This window comes from Bradyrhizobium campsiandrae, from assembly GCF_014529705.1.
GTDB lineage: Bacteria > Pseudomonadota > Alphaproteobacteria > Rhizobiales > Xanthobacteraceae > Bradyrhizobium > Bradyrhizobium campsiandrae.
Map to the genome: position 1 here is coordinate 207432 of NZ_JAANIH010000003.1, position 17649 is coordinate 225080.

At 62.7% G+C, this 17649-nt stretch carries 15 protein-coding genes and 1 pseudogene; 10 read left to right on the plus strand and 6 right to left on the minus strand.

Annotated features, from left to right (window positions below):
* Positions 1–6 precede the first annotated feature (6 nt).
* Genes G8O24_RS03635 through G8O24_RS03645 form a run of 3 tightly spaced genes read left to right on the plus strand, consistent with a single transcriptional unit; the run spans position 7 to position 2958 of the window.
* Positions 7–390, plus strand: coding sequence for an Hsp20/alpha crystallin family protein (locus G8O24_RS03635; RefSeq protein WP_188096550.1), 384 nt, complete (start codon positions 7–9; stop codon positions 388–390).
* Between the two features lie 8 nt (positions 391–398).
* On the plus strand, positions 399–2798 hold the full coding sequence (gene lon, locus G8O24_RS03640) for an endopeptidase La (RefSeq protein ID WP_188096552.1): 2400 nt from the start codon (positions 399–401) through the stop codon (positions 2796–2798).
* A 4-nt stretch (positions 2799–2802) separates the two neighbouring features.
* Positions 2803–2958 (plus strand): hypothetical protein, encoded by a 156-nt coding sequence (locus tag G8O24_RS03645; protein WP_188096554.1) that lies wholly within the window; start codon positions 2803–2805, stop codon positions 2956–2958.
* A 69-nt stretch (positions 2959–3027) separates the two neighbouring features.
* Here G8O24_RS03645 and G8O24_RS03650 read toward each other — a convergent pair whose 3' ends face one another.
* The 4 genes from G8O24_RS03650 to G8O24_RS03665 form a co-directional block, all read right to left on the minus strand.
* Positions 3028–3330 (minus strand): HU family DNA-binding protein, encoded by a 303-nt coding sequence (locus G8O24_RS03650; RefSeq protein WP_188096556.1) that lies wholly within the window; start codon positions 3328–3330, stop codon positions 3028–3030.
* 334 nt (positions 3331–3664) lie between these two features.
* A complete protein-coding gene (locus tag G8O24_RS03655) occupies positions 3665–4897 on the minus strand; it encodes an acetyl-CoA C-acetyltransferase (protein WP_188096558.1) in 1233 nt (410 codons plus the stop codon).
* 143 nt (positions 4898–5040) lie between these two features.
* Positions 5041–6501, minus strand: a complete 1461-nt coding sequence (locus tag G8O24_RS03660; protein ID WP_188096559.1) for a GH1 family beta-glucosidase — start codon at positions 6499–6501, stop codon at positions 5041–5043.
* 153 nt (positions 6502–6654) lie between these two features.
* Positions 6655–7062, minus strand: coding sequence for a hypothetical protein (locus G8O24_RS03665; protein ID WP_188096561.1), 408 nt, complete (start codon positions 7060–7062; stop codon positions 6655–6657).
* 552 nt (positions 7063–7614) lie between these two features.
* On the opposite strand from G8O24_RS03665, the gene G8O24_RS03670 reads away from it, so the two are divergent.
* The 7 genes and pseudogenes from G8O24_RS03670 (at position 7615) to G8O24_RS03695 (ending at position 14301) form a co-directional block, all read left to right on the plus strand.
* On the plus strand, positions 7615–8196 hold the full coding sequence (locus G8O24_RS03670) for a DUF1349 domain-containing protein (protein WP_188096563.1): 582 nt from the start codon (positions 7615–7617) through the stop codon (positions 8194–8196).
* Between the two features lie 728 nt (positions 8197–8924).
* Positions 8925–9854 (plus strand): ABC transporter substrate-binding protein, encoded by a 930-nt coding sequence (locus G8O24_RS03675; protein ID WP_188096565.1) that lies wholly within the window; start codon positions 8925–8927, stop codon positions 9852–9854.
* 133 nt (positions 9855–9987) lie between these two features.
* On the plus strand, positions 9988–10224 hold the full coding sequence (locus tag G8O24_RS45560; protein ID WP_368736595.1) for a DUF6719 family protein: 237 nt from the start codon (positions 9988–9990) through the stop codon (positions 10222–10224).
* A 337-nt stretch (positions 10225–10561) separates the two neighbouring features.
* Complete coding sequence (locus G8O24_RS03680) at positions 10562–10843, plus strand: hypothetical protein (RefSeq protein ID WP_188096566.1); 282 nt, start codon at positions 10562–10564, stop codon at positions 10841–10843.
* A 370-nt stretch (positions 10844–11213) separates the two neighbouring features.
* Positions 11214–11858: a hypothetical protein gene (locus G8O24_RS03685; RefSeq protein ID WP_188096568.1), complete on the plus strand. Its 645-nt coding sequence runs from the start codon at positions 11214–11216 to the stop codon at positions 11856–11858.
* Positions 11859–12156: 298 nt separating this feature from the next.
* Positions 12157–12462: pseudogene (locus G8O24_RS03690) on the plus strand (chorismate mutase); the annotation flags it as partial.
* 360 nt (positions 12463–12822) lie between these two features.
* Complete coding sequence (locus G8O24_RS03695; RefSeq protein ID WP_188096570.1) at positions 12823–14301, plus strand: PEP-CTERM sorting domain-containing protein; 1479 nt, start codon at positions 12823–12825, stop codon at positions 14299–14301.
* A 72-nt stretch (positions 14302–14373) separates the two neighbouring features.
* Here G8O24_RS03695 and G8O24_RS03700 read toward each other — a convergent pair whose 3' ends face one another.
* Together G8O24_RS03700 and G8O24_RS03705 are read right to left on the minus strand one after the other, a co-directional pair.
* The gene (locus G8O24_RS03700; protein WP_188096572.1) at positions 14374–14979 is read right to left on the minus strand and encodes a PEP-CTERM sorting domain-containing protein; all 606 of its coding nucleotides are present in this window, start codon (positions 14977–14979) and stop codon (positions 14374–14376) included.
* A gap of 192 nt (positions 14980–15171) precedes the next feature.
* Positions 15172–17610: a TonB-dependent receptor gene (locus G8O24_RS03705; RefSeq protein WP_188096575.1), complete on the minus strand. Its 2439-nt coding sequence runs from the start codon at positions 17608–17610 to the stop codon at positions 15172–15174.
* Between the last annotated feature and the right edge of the window lie 39 nt (positions 17611–17649).

Consider the following 17649-nt stretch of genomic DNA (forward strand, 5'->3'; position numbering starts at 1 on the left):
CGCATCATGCAACCCAAAAATCCCTTCGACTGGATGCTGTCCGAAGCTCTGGACCAACTGACCCGCGGCGAACGCATGCGCCAGCAGTTCGGCCGCCAGGACACTTGCTGGGAGCCGCCGATCGACGTGCTCGAGACCGAGCATGAGCTCCTCATCCTGGTCGCGCTTCCCGGCGTCAATCCGGACAATGTCGAGACGGTCATCCATGACGGCGTGCTGGTGATTTCCGGCCAGCGCACGCTGCCGCCGGAGCTTCGCAACGCCCGCATCCACCGGCTCGAGCTGCCGCAGGGGCGCTTCGAGCGCCGCATTGCCTTGCCCCTTGGCCGCTACGCCATCAGCCGCTTCGTGATGGACGGCTGCGTCGCGCTGCGCCTCGCCAAATCCTGAGGTCGATCATGGCCACCGAACAGATGAACAACTCACAGACGAATTCCCAGAGCAGCTCAGACGTGAAGATCCCCGAAGACGCACTGATCATCATTCCCGTGCGCGAGATGGTGCTGTTCCCCGGCGCCATTGCGCCAATCGCGATCGCGCGGCCGAAGTCCGTCGCCGCCGCGCAGCAGGCGCTGCGCGAGCAGCGGCCGATCGGCATCGTCCTGCAGCGCAGCCCCGAGATCGACGAGCCGGGTCCGGACGATCTCTACCGGGTCGCGACCATCGCCAACATCGTGCGCTACCTCACCGCACCCGACGGCACCCATCACATCGTCTGCCAGGGCGTGCAGCGCGCGCGCATCCTCGACTTCCTGCCGGGGACGCCGTTCCCGGCTGCACGGATCCAGCAAATTCCGGAGCCGACCACGAATTCGCCCGAGATCGAGGCGCGTGCGCTGAATTTGCAGCGCCAGGCGATCGAGGCGATCGAGCTGCTGCCGCAGGCGCCGCCCGAGCTGGTGGCGATGTTCCAGAGCACGACCGCGCCCGGCGCGCTGGCGGACCTGGCGACCTCGTTCATGGACATCAAGCCGTCCGACAAGCAGGAGGTGCTGGAGACCATCGACCTCGCCCTGCGCGTCGAGAAGGTGTCCAAGCACCTGGCCGAGCGGCTGGAGGTGCTGCGCATCTCCAACGAGATCGGCCAGAAGACCAAGGCCTCTTTCGACGAGCGGCAGCGCGAGGCGATCCTGCGCGAGCAGATGGCGACGATTCAGCGTCAGCTGGGCGAAGGCGACGGCAAGGCCGCGGAGGTCGCCGAGCTGACGGCTGCGATCGCCAAGGCCAACATGCCGCCGGAAGCGGAGGCGCATGCCAAGAAGGAGCTGCGCCGCTACGAGCGCATGCCGGAGGCTGCCGGTGAATCCGGCATGGTGCGCACCTACCTCGACTGGCTGATCGAGCTGCCCTGGGCGCTGCCCGCGGAGAAGCCGATCGACATCAAGGAGGCGCGGCGCATCCTGGACGCCGATCATTTCGGGCTGGAGAAGATCAAGAGCCGGATCATCGAATATCTGGCGGTGCGCAAGCTGGCGCCGCAGGGCAAGGCCCCGATCCTGTGCTTCGTCGGCCCGCCCGGCGTCGGCAAGACTTCGCTCGGTCAATCCATCGCGCGCGCGATGGATCGCCCCTTCGTGCGCGTCAGCTTGGGCGGCGTGCATGACGAGGCCGAGATCCGCGGGCACCGGCGCACCTATATCGGGGCGCTGCCCGGCAACATCATCCAGGGCATCAAGAAGGCAGGCAGCCGCAACTGCGTCATGATGCTGGACGAGATCGACAAGATGGGCCGTGGCGTGCAGGGCGATCCTTCCGCCGCGATGCTGGAGGTGCTCGACCCCGAGCAGAACGGGACGTTCCGAGACAATTACCTGGGCGTGCCCTTCGACCTGTCGCGCGTGGTGTTCATCGCGACCGCCAACATGCTGGACCAGATCCCCGGTCCGCTGCTGGACCGCATGGAGCTGATCAGCCTCGCCGGTTACACCGAGGATGAGAAGCTGGAGATCGCGCGGCGCTACCTGGTGCGGCGGCAGCTGGAGGCCAATGGCCTGACGGCCGAGCAGGCCGAGATCGAGCCGGAGGCGCTGAAGCTGGTGGTCAAGGGTTACACCCGCGAGGCCGGCGTGCGTAACCTCGAGCGCGAAATCGGCAAGGTGTTCCGCCATGCCGCGGTGCAGGTCGCCGAGGGCTCCGCTGCCAAGGTCGTGGTGACGACCAAGGACATCGCCACCATCCTGGGCCAGCCGCGTTTCGAAGGCGAGATCGCGCAGCGCACCAGCATTCCGGGCGTGGCCACCGGCCTTGCCTGGACTCCCGTTGGCGGCGACATCCTGTTCATCGAGGCCTCGCGCGTGCCCGGCAAGGGCGGCATGATCCTGACCGGCCAACTCGGCGACGTCATGCGCGAGAGCGTCCAGGCGGCGCTGACGCTGGTGAAGAGCAGAGCGGCCCAGCTCGGCATCGATCCGACGGTGTTCGAGAAGAGCGACATCCACGTTCACGTCCCGGCGGGCGCAACCCCGAAGGACGGACCGAGCGCGGGTGTGGCGATGTTCACGGCGCTGACGTCACTGCTCACCAATCGCACCGTGAGGAGCGACACGGCGATGACCGGCGAGATCTCGCTGCGCGGGCTGGTGCTGCCGGTCGGCGGCATCAAGGAGAAGGTGGTGGCCGCGGCCGCCGCCGGACTGAAGCGGGTGATGCTGCCGGCGCGCAACAAGCGGGACTATGACGACATCCCGAAGAGCGCGCGGGACAACCTCGAATTCATCTGGCTGGAGCGCGTCGACGAGGCCATCGCCGCCGTGCTCGAGCCGGCCGAGGCTCAAGCGAAGGTCGAAGCGGCGGAGTGATACGATGAAGAAACTGCTGGAAGAGGCGAAGCGATTGCGGAAAACACAGCGGCTGCGCCAGCTGCTCGGTCGTGCCGTCGACCGGGTGCGCGATGCGCTCGCAGGACCGGAGCCGCGGCTTCAGCCGGTCCCGGTCCGGGTGAAGCGCCGCAAGGGCTGATCCCCTCCGTATCGACCCCTGCGTCACTCAAGACAAAGGCCCCCTCTCGTCGAGGGGGCCTTTGCGTTATCAGGCCACGGCGTCCTTGGCGGCCTTGACCGGGCGGGCGCGGACGATCTTCCGGGCCGGCTTGGCCTTGAACATCATCTCTTCGCCCGTGAACGGGTTGGTGCCCTTGCGCGCCTTGGTCGCGGGCTTCTTGATGACCACGAACTTGGCGAAGCCCGGCACCAGGAACAGGCCGTTCTTCTTCAGCTCCTTGTGGCCGACGTCGGTCAGCGTCTCGATCACGCTCTTGACGTCGCGCTTGGAAAGCTCGGTGCTGGTCGCGATCTTTTCGATCAGCTGCGATTTGGAAAGTTGGGCTGGCATCGTGTCTCCTCTGATTCGTTGCCGGTTGCATACTAGACCAACCGGCGAAGGCCTCTAGCCTTCTGCACAGTTTTGTCGCGGTTTTACGGGCTTTTTTGGCCCCCTGTGACAAAAACCCCTGCATTTTAGCCGCTTCCGGAGCGGAAGGCGCCTCGCGCAACGGTTTTTGCCTTGTTTCAAAGGCCCGCAAGCAACCTTGCTAAAGCTGATTCGCAGCTTTCGACAAGCGAGGACCGGCCTCTTTGTGAGAGGAGACGCGCGATTCACCCTGAAAAATAAGGCTGTATCGTCACTCCGCGACGTTTCGCCCTGCTTTTTACGGGGCCACGGCGGCCTAAACGCGCTCGATGATGATGGCCGGAGCCATGCCGCCGGCGGCGCACATGGTGACGAGACCGCGCTTGAGGTCGCGCCGTTCGAGTTCGTCGAGCACCGTGCCGATCAGGATCGAGCCAGTGGCTCCGATGGGATGACCGAGCGCGATCGAGCCGCCATTGACGTTGACCTTGGTGCGGTCGAGCTTGAGGTCGCGGATATATTTTTCCGCAACCACCGCAAAGGCTTCGTTGATCTCGAACAGGTCGATGTCGTCGACGGTGAGCCCCGCCTTCGCCAACACCTTGCGCGTCGCCGGCACCGGCGCGTTCAGCATCAGGGTCGGGGAATCCCCCATATTCGCCATGGCGACCACGCGGGCGCGGGCTTTAAGGCCATGCGCCTTTGCGTAGGCGGGCGAGGCCAAAAGGATCGCAGCGGCGCCGTCGACGACGCCCGACGAATTGCCGGCGTGGTGGACGAAGTCGATGTCGAGATCGGGATATTTCTGCAGGATCAGGCCGCGATAGGTCGTGCCCTTGTCGTCCAGCGCATAGTCGGCGATCGCGGGAAATGCGGGCTTCAGGCTGCTGAGACCTTCCATCGTGGTCTGCGGCCGCGGATATTCTTCGTGGTCGAGCGCGAGGCTGCCGTCCTGGCGATAGACGGGCACGAGGCTCTTCTTGAAATGACCGCCGGCAATCGCCTGCGCGGCGCGCTTCTGGCTTTCCAGCCCGAGTGCATCGACGTCCCGACGCGTGATGCCTTCCATGGTCGCGATCGCGTCGGCGCAGACGCCCTGATGCGATTGCGGATGCCGGGCGCGAAGCCGCAGATTGCCTGAATCCATCATCATCGGACCGCCGCCGCGGCGCCCTTCCATCGACATCATCTCGCAGCCGCCGGCGATGACGAGATCTTCCGCGCCCGCCATGATCGAAGATGCCGCCATGTTGACGCTGGTGATGCCGGAACCGCAAAAGCGATCCAGCGTCACGGCGCTGGCGCGTACGTCATAGCCGGCATCGAGCGCCGACATGCGGCCGAGGTCGCCGCTCTGCGTCGCGACCTGCGCGCTGCAGCCCCAGACGATATCATCGACATCGGCGGTGTTGATGCCGGTGCGATCGGCCAGCGCGCGCAGCACGGTGGCACCTAACTGCTGCGGATGAATGCCTGAGAGGGCCCCCTTGCCGGCCTTGCCGACACCGCGCGGGGTGCGGCAGGCATCGATGATCAGCGCGTCGGTCATGGGCGTCGTCCTCTTGTTATGTAGGTTGAGGATGGTTTTGAATCAGGGGGAGAGTGGAGTCAATGCGCGGCGATTGCGCCTCTCGCCCGCATTTTCCACGCCACGAAAGCACCCGCCACGTCACGGCCGGGCTTGAGGTCCTGTCACGCCCCTGCCGCGTTCTTCGCGATGACGTTGCGATAGAAGCTCGCGCTGAGCTTAGCGGTGCGCACCTGCGTGTCGAAATTGACGTGGTAGAGCCCGAAGCGCTTGTTGAGCCCGAACACCCATTCGAAATTGTCCATCAGGCTCCAGAGGAAATAGCCGCGCACCGGAACGCTTTCTGCGGTGGCACGCTCGAGCTGGGCCAGATAGTTGCGCAGGTACATGATGCGATCGGTGTCGTAGATCTTGCCGTCCTGCGTCACCTGGTCTTCGCCGGACGTGCCGTTCTCGCTGATATAGATCGCATTCGTCTTCCAGATCCTGGCCGCCAGCTTCGGCACCCAGTAGATCGTCTCGGGGCCGACGCGCAACCAGTCCGAATTCATGTGCGGAAACGATTTCGGGATCGGCAATGGCATGAAGCCCGCGCCCTGGTCGGACGCGACGATGTAGTGCTGCGGTGCGTAGATGTTCAGGCCGAGGAAATCGACCGGCGAGCCGATGATCTTCAATTCCGCGTCGGTGTATTTCGGCGCGTCGGGGCCGGCATATTTCAGGAATGCGTCGGTGTAGCGGCCCGTCATGATGACGTTGAGATAGCCGGCATTCAATTCCCGCAATGCGATCTCGGCGGCGCGAACGTTCTCGGGCGTATCGATCGCGGGAATGCAGGCATCGATGTTCTCGGCAGGTCCGACGCGCGTGCCAGGACGGCCGTGGGCGCGCACGGCCTGCACCGCGAGTCCGTGCGCGAGTGCGCTGTTGTGCCTGATCTGGTTGACCTCGGCCTGCGGCAAGGTCAGGCCCGGCGCATCGATGCCGATGCCGTAGCCGAAATAGACGAAACGACCGCTCTCGTTCAGCGTGAAGACGTTCTTGACGCGATCGGTCAGGTGCTCGGCGACATAGGCCGAATAGTCGCCGAAGATCTTGCAGGTCTCGGTCGAGCGCCAGCCGCCAAAGCGGTCCTGCAGCGATTGCGGCAGGTCCCAATGGTAGAGCGTCAGCCATGGCTCGATGCCGTTCTTCAGGAGCTCGTCGACCAGGCGATTGTAGAAGTCGAGCCCCTTCGGGTTCGGCTTGCCGTCCCCTTCGGGAAACACCCGCGGCCATGCCACCGAGAAGCGATAGGCCTTGCAGCCGAGCTCCTTGATCAGCGCGATGTCTTCCTTGTAGCGATGATAGTGTTCATTGGCGCGATCGCCGGTGCTGCCATCCTCGATCTTGCCGGGGATGCGCACGAACTTGTCCCAGATCGAGGCCCCTCGCCCGTCCTCGTTGACCGAACCCTCGACCTGATAGGACGACGTTGCCGTGCCCCAGACAAAGCCCGCCGGAAAGCCGGCGGCGCGCGGCGCCGCCGCGGGCCTGGCCTCGGCAGCCTCAAGGGGGCCCGTCATTCCGGCTGCGGAAACCCCCGCGATTTTCGCGAACTGGCGACGCGAGAGCTTGTCCGGCATAGATGCTGCCCCGAGATTGATGACGCGGCGGCACAATGACGGGACGCAGGCCGTTTGAAAAGCGCCGGCACTGACGGTCAAGGATACGGAATTGCGCGGCTCGGGGTGCGACATGTCGATGCAGGCGATGCGGCGGCCGTCAGGCCCCAGCGATCACCGCGAGCGTTTCGGCAGCTTTGGAAGCTTGCCGGGATCGAACGCCGGGATCGGTTCGCTTCGTTCGGCTGCAGCCGCCGGCTGTTCCGTCAGAATGAGCGTTCCCTCCAGGACGACGCCGCGTGCCTGCCCCGATGTCGCCGTGTAGGTCGCGATCTTGCCGCGGCACGTCCCCTCGATGTCAAGCGTGAGCTCATCATAGACTCCGAAGACCGTGACACGTCCATCGGTATGACGCTTCGTCGACACCGTCGCCGTAAAGCGGTCACCATCGACCTTGCAGGAGCCGTGATACGTCATCAGGCTGTCGCGGCCCCAGATCTGGCCGTCAGCGACATGGACGATGCCGGTGCCTTGCTCGAGCGGCGTCTTGTACCACGCCGCGTAGGTACCGTCCTTCAGCATGGGAGCAGTCTCCCCTGGTCTTCCCGCGCCAATCATCCACACGATCAGGGCTAAGGAATCGTTAATCGCACGATCCGGGTCATTCCGGTGCCCCTCGGCTGCTCCAGGTGCTGCAGAACCGGGGTGGAGTGAGCAAAACCAACAACAACCCCATGCACAGTAGCCGGGGACAGCGAGATCAGGGACTTGAGGCGCAGCGTGGCCCGAACCAGCCGTCCCCGCCCGCGAACGCGCCAGCCGGCGCCATTTTCTGAAAAACCGCAAATCGCTTGACCCGTCGGGCAAAACAGGTGCATGATGACATCATAGGGACTGTTGGGCCGGTCCCTCCTCCGTCGCTCCGTCTCGATATCCCAAAGCTTCGCACTGCCTCCCACGCGTGGGGCTACGAAGCTAAGCTCGGGCGTGTCCTCATCGACGTCGTCTCATTAACGCACCGCGGAAGTCTGCCATCTTCCGCGTGATCGACGGCTTGTGACCCGTGGCGGACCTGTGGGCGGCCAGTGGAGTTGTGCTCAACAAAGTGTCCCGGCATTCAGATGGAGCATAAGGATGTTTGGCAAGTCTGACGGTGTTTGGTTAAACGAGCCGAGAAAGTGGTCCGAAAAGAACAACTATCTCGGGCTGGAAACAGACCAGGCGACCGATTTTTGGCGCGAAACTCATTACGGCCTTATCCGTGATAGCGGACATTTCCTCGCTTTTCAGGCCGGAGATGCGTTCACTGCCGAACTTCGCGTCCGAGGGAATTTCAAGGCGCTCTACGATCAAGCGGGCCTGATGGTGCGCATCGATGAACGTCGCTGGCTAAAGGCCGGGATTGAGTTTTCGGACGGGCGCGCCATGCTGTCGAGCGTGCTGACGACCGGGCAATCGGACTGGGCGACGGCTCCCTATGAGCACGATCCCAGTGACTTCCGATTGCGCGTCACGGTTGCGCATGGCGTCCTTCGTTTGCAGGCATCGAACGACGGAAAAATATGGCCTCTGATGCGACTTGCGCCCTTCGCCAAGAGCACCTGCTATCTCGTTGGACCTATGGCCTGCACGCCGGAGCGGTCCGGGCTGGAGGTCGCCTTTTCCGACTTCCGGCTGGCGCCGCCGCTTGGCAAGGAGCTTCATGATCTTGGATGAGGAGCACGGGCGAAAGAGGCTGACGTCCGCTTCTGGCCCCCTAGCCGACGTGCAAGACGATGACCGGCAAGGACCGCTTTTGACCCGTAGCGGACATTTCGGTCCGCTGTTATTCTTTCCGAATGGTAGGCGGCTGGGAAAAAGCTCGACGGATGGATTTGCGGCGCTCCACAGGCACGCGCGCCGATCCGCGTCCGCCTAAAGTTGTGCGCGGACCTGACTACCTCATAGCTCATGCCTGCTTCGAATGTCGGAAGTCGTGGAAGATGCAGGCGGACACGGACGCCGCTTGTCCGCACTGCGGCTCCTGTCTCCATCATATGGGACGGTCGTTCAAAGCTCCTAAGCGTTCCGACACCGAGCAATGGCAAAAGGTGGAAGCCCTCTGGGCAGCGGGCTTCCGCTTCCAGAGCTACCGAAGCCATCCTGACGCTGAACCATTGCCAGAACGATTGCGCGACGTTGATGATTTCATACGCCGCAACCCAAAGCACCCGATGCGTATCGCGCGCTAATGTCCCCTGTTGGCCCATCGCTGCCGTTAGAGTGCATCACGGCGAGGTGTCCGGAGTTGAGCGTAAAGCGGAAGCGTCCGACCGCTGGTCAGAACGGCACTTTTGACCCATAGCGGAAATGTCAGTTACGACTACCGAACCCCAGCCTCAGGAATGGACATGCGGCGACGTGAGTTTATCGGGCTATTGGGGGGTGCGGCTGGGTGGCCGCTAGTGGCCTGGGCGCAGCGTCATGTCCCTGTTATAGGCATTCTTCTGACCGGCGCAGCCGAGGCCTCTTCGAGCAAAACGCAAATAGAGCTTTTGCGTGCAGGTATGCAAGTAGTCGGTCTTGCGGAGAGCAGAGACTACATCTTCGAAATCCGTGCAGCCGATAATGACCCGCGCCAATTTCCGGCACTTGCTACGGAGTTACTGGCACTTCATCCGGCGGTCATGGTCGCCTTTACCAATCTTGCGATTACTTCAATTCAGAAGATTTCCGGCACCACGCCTATCGTTGGCGCGAGCATGAACTCACCGGTCGCGGTCGGCCTCGTCTCGAGCCTCTCGCATCCGGGCGGTAACGTCACCGGTGTCTCTACAATGGCCGATGAGCTGGTCTTAAAATCGGCCGAGATCATGCGCGAGATTTTGCCGACCGCGGGCAAGGTCGTTGTCATTCTCAATCCGACCAATGCGTCGAATGCAATCATGTTCGAAACGCTTCTTCGGCAATTTAGAAGCGACGGACTTGTCTTTTCTTCGGTCGGGATCGGCTCGTCGGCCGATCTGGACGTGGCGTTCGAGGAAATAGCACGCCAGCATCCGGATGCCCTCCTCGTCGTGACCGACAACAACCTTTTGGCACTGAGCAGCGTGATTGCCGCAAAGGCGATGATGCAGCGATTGCCGATCTTTGCGAACCAGAGCTTCGCATCTTCGCAAGCTGGAACCCTGGTTAACTATGCTCGGGCCCCCGACGAGGCGTTTCAGGCTGTGGCTCGCTTGCTGAAGAGAATCCTCAAGGGTGCAAGCCCCGCCGATCTTCCTATAGAACAGCCGACCAAGTTTCAGTTGACGATCAACCTCAAGACGGCAAAGGCGCTGGGGCTCAACATTCCACCGACGGTGCTTGCCCGCGCCGATGCGGTAATCGAATGATGTCGGCTTGTGGCCCCGGAGCGGATTGTGATCGTCGCTTCGTCTTAAGTTGCTTTTGCAGATACCAGATGAGGCCTTTACCGAAACTCGCCCGCTGATAGACTGGGCGTCCTTCAACTTGAGGCTGAGGAATATGAAAAAGCTTCTTTTTGCTATAGTTATCCTTTTGACGACAACGGCCGCGCACGCACAGCTCACCTCCGAACCGGCACCGGGAACGCTACCATCGGGTCAAAGCGTTCTGGTGGACGACGGCACCTGCGGCCCGGGAAAGATCAAAAAGGTGACTGGCGGAAGCGATGTGAACATGGCCACAGGCGAGCGGCAAAAGGGTTCAGGTCGGAAGAGAACCTGTATCAAAAAACCCTAAGCAAAATGAGGTCGCCCTCAATTGGCGGCCTCTTTCAATCATCCCGCGTTGACTTCCCCTTCTGATCCGTAGCGGACCTTTGGCTGTTCTCATTCCCTGCGGGATATTGTCCGCTTTAAGTTTCAGCATTCCAAGTTTGACTTGAACGAGAATCTGAAAATCGAAATCGAGCAACGCTGTGGGGCGCTCCCGCCAAGACGATGATCATTCCCGCCAGTTGAACCGACACTGGATACGGCCACACTAAGAGCCGGGTGCGATGTCCGCGTCTGGGCCTTGACCCTGCCGATCGGCGCACGACGGCACCGGCCACCGATGGCTGCCGAACGGACGTTCTATGCACTTTTTCCTTAACGAGATCGCTGCGCGCCTGTTCGGCCTCTATCTGGCCGTCGATTGCTTCCGCACGCTGCGGGCCGGCTATGCCGACAGGAAGATCAGGAGCTTCTATCACAGTTCGAGCATTCTGGACTGGGTGATCGACGTGTGGCTGCCGAGGCCCGTCTACGAACGGGATACATCGCCGGTCCGGTACTGGATGGAGATGAGCGGGCAGGCGTTCGTCTTTCTTTGCTGCGTGGTGATGGTGATCTTCGGCTGGGTCAGCGCTAGCACCTAAGCGTTCGCCAATGGCAGCGGCGCGTCGTTCTGACGTGCGATCCTAGCGCACGCTGTCGAGGTGACGGCACCGTCATTGAGGTTCGCCTTGTCGGGCGGAGCGGACTGGATCTGCTTGCGCTGAGCTTTTCGCATTCTGGCCCATCGCTTCCGTTCGCCGCTGGCGGCAAATTGACCGAACTTAAGGGTAAACCGGAAGGTGCCCGAGCGCCGGTCGAATCGGCGCTTGTGATCCATAGCGGAAGCCGAGCGGCCGATTTTCGCCGATGAACCATTTGAGCCGCGACCCGACCAAGGGTCGGAGAAGAGCTTTTACGGAGGCGCGTGCACACACGCGAGGCGGATTGGGATCGTCACCGGATCTGGTCAACTTGCTCTACCTCGTTGTCGTCGAGCCGCTGTTGCCGCTGCTGGTCGGGGCCGGCCTGTTCATGCTGACCCGCTCCCACCTTATCGCCGTCGGCCTTTCCGCTCTCGGCTTCGGCGCGTGGGGAGCCTTGTACTTCTCTCGCTTGTCGCTCGATGGCCCTTTGTCGGGCGCGCTCTACGGATTGGGATCCGAAGGCTTCACCAGCGGGCTCGCGGCCTTCGCCGGCAGCGGCTACGTGCGTCTCATCGCAGCGGAGGCGCGACGCCTCGGTACGGAGCGGGCGGCGATCGTGCACGCCGTCGGCATCGCCTTCGCGGCAACAGCATTTGTCCTGCTTCTCGTGACGAACGGTTCAGACAAGGTCGGGCTCGGACTCTATCTCGTTCTGCTTGCGTGGTCGCTCGGAGCCGCGGTTGCAACCGGCAGCTTCGGCGGCGTCGTCGCAATGGCGGCGTTCGCGCTGGTCGCCATGGTGCATGGCATCTGGGGCGCGGCACTCGCCACTGGTAGCCGTGATGCCGGCCAAGCCTATATCGCGATGTTCTATGTGCCGCCGCTGCTGGTGCCTGTTCTCGCGACCGCCGCCTTTGGCAGGTGGCTCGGCAGCAGCCTCCGCGCGCGCAGAAGCCACGAGCGACCAGGGTAGGCCGGCGTCGACCTTTGTCACGGCTGTGCATCTGTGACGGAGGTCCGCTGATCGCGGCAGAGCGGGAATTGCGGTGGCAGTGCTGGACTGCACTTCTGAGGTGCACTCAATTCACGACCAGGGCGGCCCTACGCGAATGATGCGTCGAGTTTCGTGCACTGTCACCGTAACGCTGCCGTAACGCTGTGACCCGCAGCAGACTCCGACCTCCACCCGAATAGCCAGGTCGACGAGCTCCCTTGGGCCCATCCCGAATTTAGGTTAGCCTGGAAGAGCCACATGCGACCCGTTTGGACACGAGACAAAGGAAACTCCGCCAGAACTGCAAGCTCTTCGCGATAGCATCGACAATCTGGATGCAGCTTTGGTTCACATCCTCGCAGAACGATTTAAGTGCACTCAACGGGTAGGGGAATTGAAGGCTCGCCTTCGGCTGCCGTCCTCTGACACAGCCCGCGAGAAACAACAGGTAGAGAGACTTCGCTCACTGGCACAGGACGCCAACCTTGATCCGGACTTTGCCGAAAAGGTCTTGGCCTTCATCATCAAGGAAGTGATCCGCCACCACGAGACTACGCTTGTCAGAACTGGGTCCAGCAGCTGAGCTCGTTCAACGGAGATATGCGGCACGTTTTTGGGCCGAGCACGATCAAAATTTGACAAACTGCCTGAGCCTGCTTCGTGGCCCGAAGCTGCCCTCCTGCAGGATCCGGGACGCGGCTGCTCTTTGGGGTGGACAGACGCGTTACGGGAGCCGGGCGCGATGGCCGGCTTTGACCTCAATTCGCAAGCGGTGAACAGCTTTCGTGGTGGCGCGGGCCGACCGCTCCGCTCGCTGAGCCCGACGGTTGGGCACGCACGATGGCAAGAGATGTCATCGAACTGTCGCGCAAATGTCATGCGCCGCAATGTATGTCCGGCCATTCACATTTTTGGGGTGGCGTTTATGTTTGGTAAAAAATCAATGCGGCGGGTTGTCGCGCATTCGGCCGGTGCGCTGGCTCTGCTCACCGTCAGCGGCACGGCTCGTGCGGCGGTCTTCATTCCGGATGATCTCGTCATCAGCACGGTTTCCGGAAGTACGCTCGATAGCGCCTCCGCGATCACCTTGCGACAGTTCGGTCTCTCCAACGGCGGCACCACGGCAACGGCTGCCGGCACGCTGGTGCTTCCGCAGACGACGACCGGCGCCAATTCCGCGATCTCCGGCGAGTACGGCTCGGCGTCCGAGGGAATCCTGCAACGCTCCGCGAACGGTCAATATCTGACCATGATGGGCTATGGCGTGAACGCAGCAGCCTTCAACGCCGCTCCGGTCGGCACTTACGGCACCAAGGCGCTTGGACAGACGACCAGCCTGACAGCAGCCAACCAAACCGGAACGCCGGTCACGACCGTATCGCGGGTGGTCGCATTGATCGGCGCGAGCGGCTCGGTCGACACCTCCACGAAATTGACCGGCGTGTTCAATCAGAACAATCCGCGAAGCGTCGCGACCGTCGACGGCAGTTCGTTCTATGTCTCGGGCCAGGCTTCCTCCAAGACCGATCCCACGCAGGGCGTGTTCTACGCCACGCGCGGCGCGTCGACGGCGACCGTTATCGACAACAGCACCGACACCCGAGTCGTATCCATCGCGAATCTCGGATCGGGCAATACGCTGTTCGCATCGCGCGACTTCAATCCGCCAAATGGTGGGACGCAGAATTTCACGAATATCAGCAGCCTGACGAACAGCACCGGCGGCCTACCCACCGGCGCCAGTGGCCTGAAGACGACCCATCTGACACCGCCGGCATCGCCGCTGTCCTCCGGCGGCAACAACGGATCGATCACCCTGACCGCCGCGCTCGCCAACGGCGTCAACAATGCCCGCATCGGTTCATTCGTGTATCTGAGCCCCGAGCAATATTTCTTTGCCAACGCCACGACACTCTATGTCGCCGACAGCGGTCAGCCGAAGAACGGCAATGCCAACAAGGCAGCCTTGGGCGAAGGCGGACTGCAGAAGTGGAGCCTCGTGAACGGCTCCTGGGTGCTCAACTACGATCTCGTCAACGGGCTGCACCTCGTCAACAATGCCAGCGCCAATTCGAACACGCCGACCGCCCCGGGCGTCACCGGACTGCTGGGACTGACCGGAAAGGTCGTCGGGGGTAAAGTCGAGTTGTTCGCGACGAGCTACGGTCTCAACGAACTGTCGCCGAGCTTCCTCTACGAGATCACGGACGATCTCGCCTTCACCACCGCGACGCAGTCCAAGGATGAACAGTTTTCGGTGCTGTATTCCGCCGACAACGGCACCTCGATCCGCGGGGTTTCTTTCGCGCCGGTCGCGGCCGTCCCCGAACCCTCCACATGGGCCATGCTGATCATCGGGTTTTGCGGTCTCGGCTTTCTCGCCCACCGCCGCAAAAACCGGCTCGCTCCCTCCGCGGCCTGATCGCTACCGGCAACAGATCTCGACAAAGCCGCTCCTCGGAGCGGCTTTTTCCTGGGCGCGCGCAGGACGATGCTACGCAGCGACGGGCATCGCTCGATTGCGCCGGCGATAAGTCATGACGCCCATAGCCGCAAAACCCAGAACCACCATGGCCCAGGTCGAGGCTTCCGGGACGGACGATGCGAGCTGCGTGACCACGACGACATAGGCGCCGCTGTTGTCGCTGAAGACATCGTCATGCACACCGAAATAGAGATGGGTCGGACTCGACGACCCGGTGTTCAGCTCGAATGTATAAATCCCCGTCGGATTGAAAGCCGGCACGTTGCCGACGAGATAGTTCTCGGCCTCGAGCAAGCCCGCGCCAGAGGTGCTGAACCCCAGATTCCAGAAATGATTGTCGGACGGTGCCAATGGCGGCGTATTCAGCGTATAGAATGCATCGCTATAGAGATTGGCGAACGCCTGTCCCAAGCCCGCGACCGTGATGGACACCGTACCGCTGTACTTGCCGACGCTGGCGACGCCATTCGGCAAGTCAAACGGTGCGTAGACGATTTCGCTGGCAAGAGCCGGCGATGCAATTGAGCCAATCATCGCCAGCCCCACGGCTGCGCTGCGCAAGCTGGAATTCATCTCGATCCCTCCGCATTCAAGAAGCCGGCCGACGCCGAGCATCGAGTGCCGCGACCGAAAGCGCATCTGACGTCCGTCGTAGGACCGAGCAAAAATCCGTTACGAGGGAAGTTCCGGGACCATGGTTGCCTTGTCGTTTCGAGCGTATCGCTTGCCTTGCAGAAGGAGCTGCGAAGCACGGGCTAAGTGCTTCATCGGGCAGGCCAACTGCCGAGGTCACCTCTTCGAGCAGCCTCAGAACGTCACGCGCGCGCCTGCGTAGAACGCGCGTGGCCTTGCCGGGCTCAGCGAACGCGGATCGGTGAAAGGATTTCCACCATTGGCGAAGTTGGGGACGGCATTGGTGTCGAAGAAGGTGCCATAGGTCGCGTAGCGGTTGTCGAAGACGTTGTCGACCCTGCCATAGAGCTGGACGTTCCTGGCAACCTGATAGGAGGTGTGGAGGTTGAACACCGCATAGGACGGCAGCTTCGAGGCCTGGTTGGATTCGTCGCCGACCAGATACTGGCTCGACACCCACAATGCATCGCCGCCGATTTTCCAGGAATCGGTCACGGCGTATTCGATCCCGGCCTTGACGCGATGGCGCGGCACCGCGGGGATCTGGTTCCCGGGCACGACCTGAATGGTCCCGGTGGCCGGATCGGCGAAAGGGCTGTTGGAAGACAGTTCGAGCGCGTCGAGGAAGCGTGCGTCCACGAAGGCATAGCTGGCGTGGAACTGAAGCGTATCCGATTTGAGGTTGACCTCGGCCTCGAGGCCCTGCCGGCGCGTCGCGCCGACGTTCTGGAAGAAGCCGAAGCCCTGACGTCCGGCCACGGGCAGGCCCATGATGTCGTCATAATTGGTGGCGCGGAAGCCGCCGATCTTCCAGCCGAGCGTGCCGATGGTCAGATCCCTGGTGCCGCGCAGGCCCGCTTCGATCGACTTGGACACCACCTGCTTCAGCGGCGGGTCCGAGACCAGGAACGAGGCGATCAGGCACGGATTGTTCGGGTCCGCGCAACCGAGCTCGAGCGGGGTCGGCACGCGGTTGGCCTCGGAATAGCCGGCATAGGCCGTGAGCTCCGGCGTGATCTTGTAGGTGCCGCCGATGACAGGATTGAAACGGTCGTAGGCATGGTCGCCGTTGAGCGCGGTGCCGAGCTGGTCCTCCAGCGTGATGCGGGCATGGTTGAAGCGGCCGCCGCCGGTGACGGCGAAGGCCTCGGTCAGGTTGAAGGTGTCGAGCGCATAGAGGCCGGTATACTGATTGACCGTGCGCAGCGACACCGGCCCCATCTCGCCGGTCGCCGGCGTGCCGGATTGGCCCAGGAAGACGCCGCTGCCACTGACGACATAATCGGTGCCGATGGTCCCGAGTTCGGCCGACGCGTTGAAGCGCGTCACGCTGGCATCGAAACTGGCGCCCACGACGAAACGGTTGTCATGATCGAACAGTTTGTCGGTGTTGGTCGCCTGGCCGGAGACGCCTGATGTGGTCGATCGCGTCATGGTCCGATCGAGCTCGCCGAGCAGGCTTCCTGACGGGAAAGGATTGGCGAGCTGGGCACCGTCGAGGCCGTTCGCCGGCGTCGTGGTGTCGCCAAAGCAGAGCAGACCGGCCGCCGCGCATTCCTGCACGCTGGTGGGATTGCCGTCGACCACGCGCTGCTCGAACACGCGGGCATGCGCGGTCGCCTCGAAGGTCCAGGTCGGCGTCGCCTCGGCCTTGCCGGTCAGGTTGACGTAGCCGACACGGTTGCTGGTGGTTTGCGGCGTGGTGTAGGTCGCGCCCCAATATTGCTGCAGCAGCTCGGCCGGAACGGTCGCCGATGCGCCGAAATTGTTGTTGGCGAGGCCCATGTTGACGTGGAATTCGCTGTCCCCGCCCCTATAGCCGACATCGCCATAGAAGCGCCGTACGTCCGACTGCGAGAAGTTGCGGAAGCCGTTGTCGTGCAGACCTTCGAGCGCGGCATAGACCGCATAGTTGGGATCGACCTGTTTGCCCCATTGCGCCGAGCCCTGGATGCGGCCGAACGAGCCGCCCATCGTGTCGATCTCGGCGCCCTGATAGGTAAAGCCGTCCTTCATTTGCAGATTGACGGCACCGCCAAGCGCATTGAGGCCGAAGGCCGGATTGTTGGTGACCACCGTGGCCGACCGGATCGCCGCGGTGGGGATCAGGTCCCAATTGACGCTGTCGGCAAATGCCTCGTTGATGCGGACGCCATTCTGGTAGACGGCAAGCCCTTGCGGCGTGCCAACGATGGGCGACGCGACGAAGCCGCGAAACTCGACATTGGGCTGGAACGGATTGCCGCTGACCTCGGTGATGTTGACGCCGGCGACATTGTCACGCAGCGCATCGGTGACGTTGAGCGAACCGGTGCGCTTGATCTGGCTGGCATCGACCGCATTGATGCTGGAGGGGACCTTGTCGACGTCGAGGCCCTTCGCATTGCCGGGCGCCGTCGGATAGACGTAGATGCGATTCCCAGGCTTGCCGGAACTGACCACGCGCGCCGCGGTTCGCGGCGCGCTCCGCCGCGCGGCCGGCTGCGGCGCCACCACCTCGATCGCGGGCAGGTTCTGGACGTTGGTCTCTTCGTCCTGCGCAGCCATGCCTGCGTCGGTCCAAAGCACCAGCCCCGTCGACATCGAAGCGATCAAGAACGTTCGCGCAGCCATCCCCAGCCGTCCATCCCCAAGCGTCGGCTGTTTTGAACA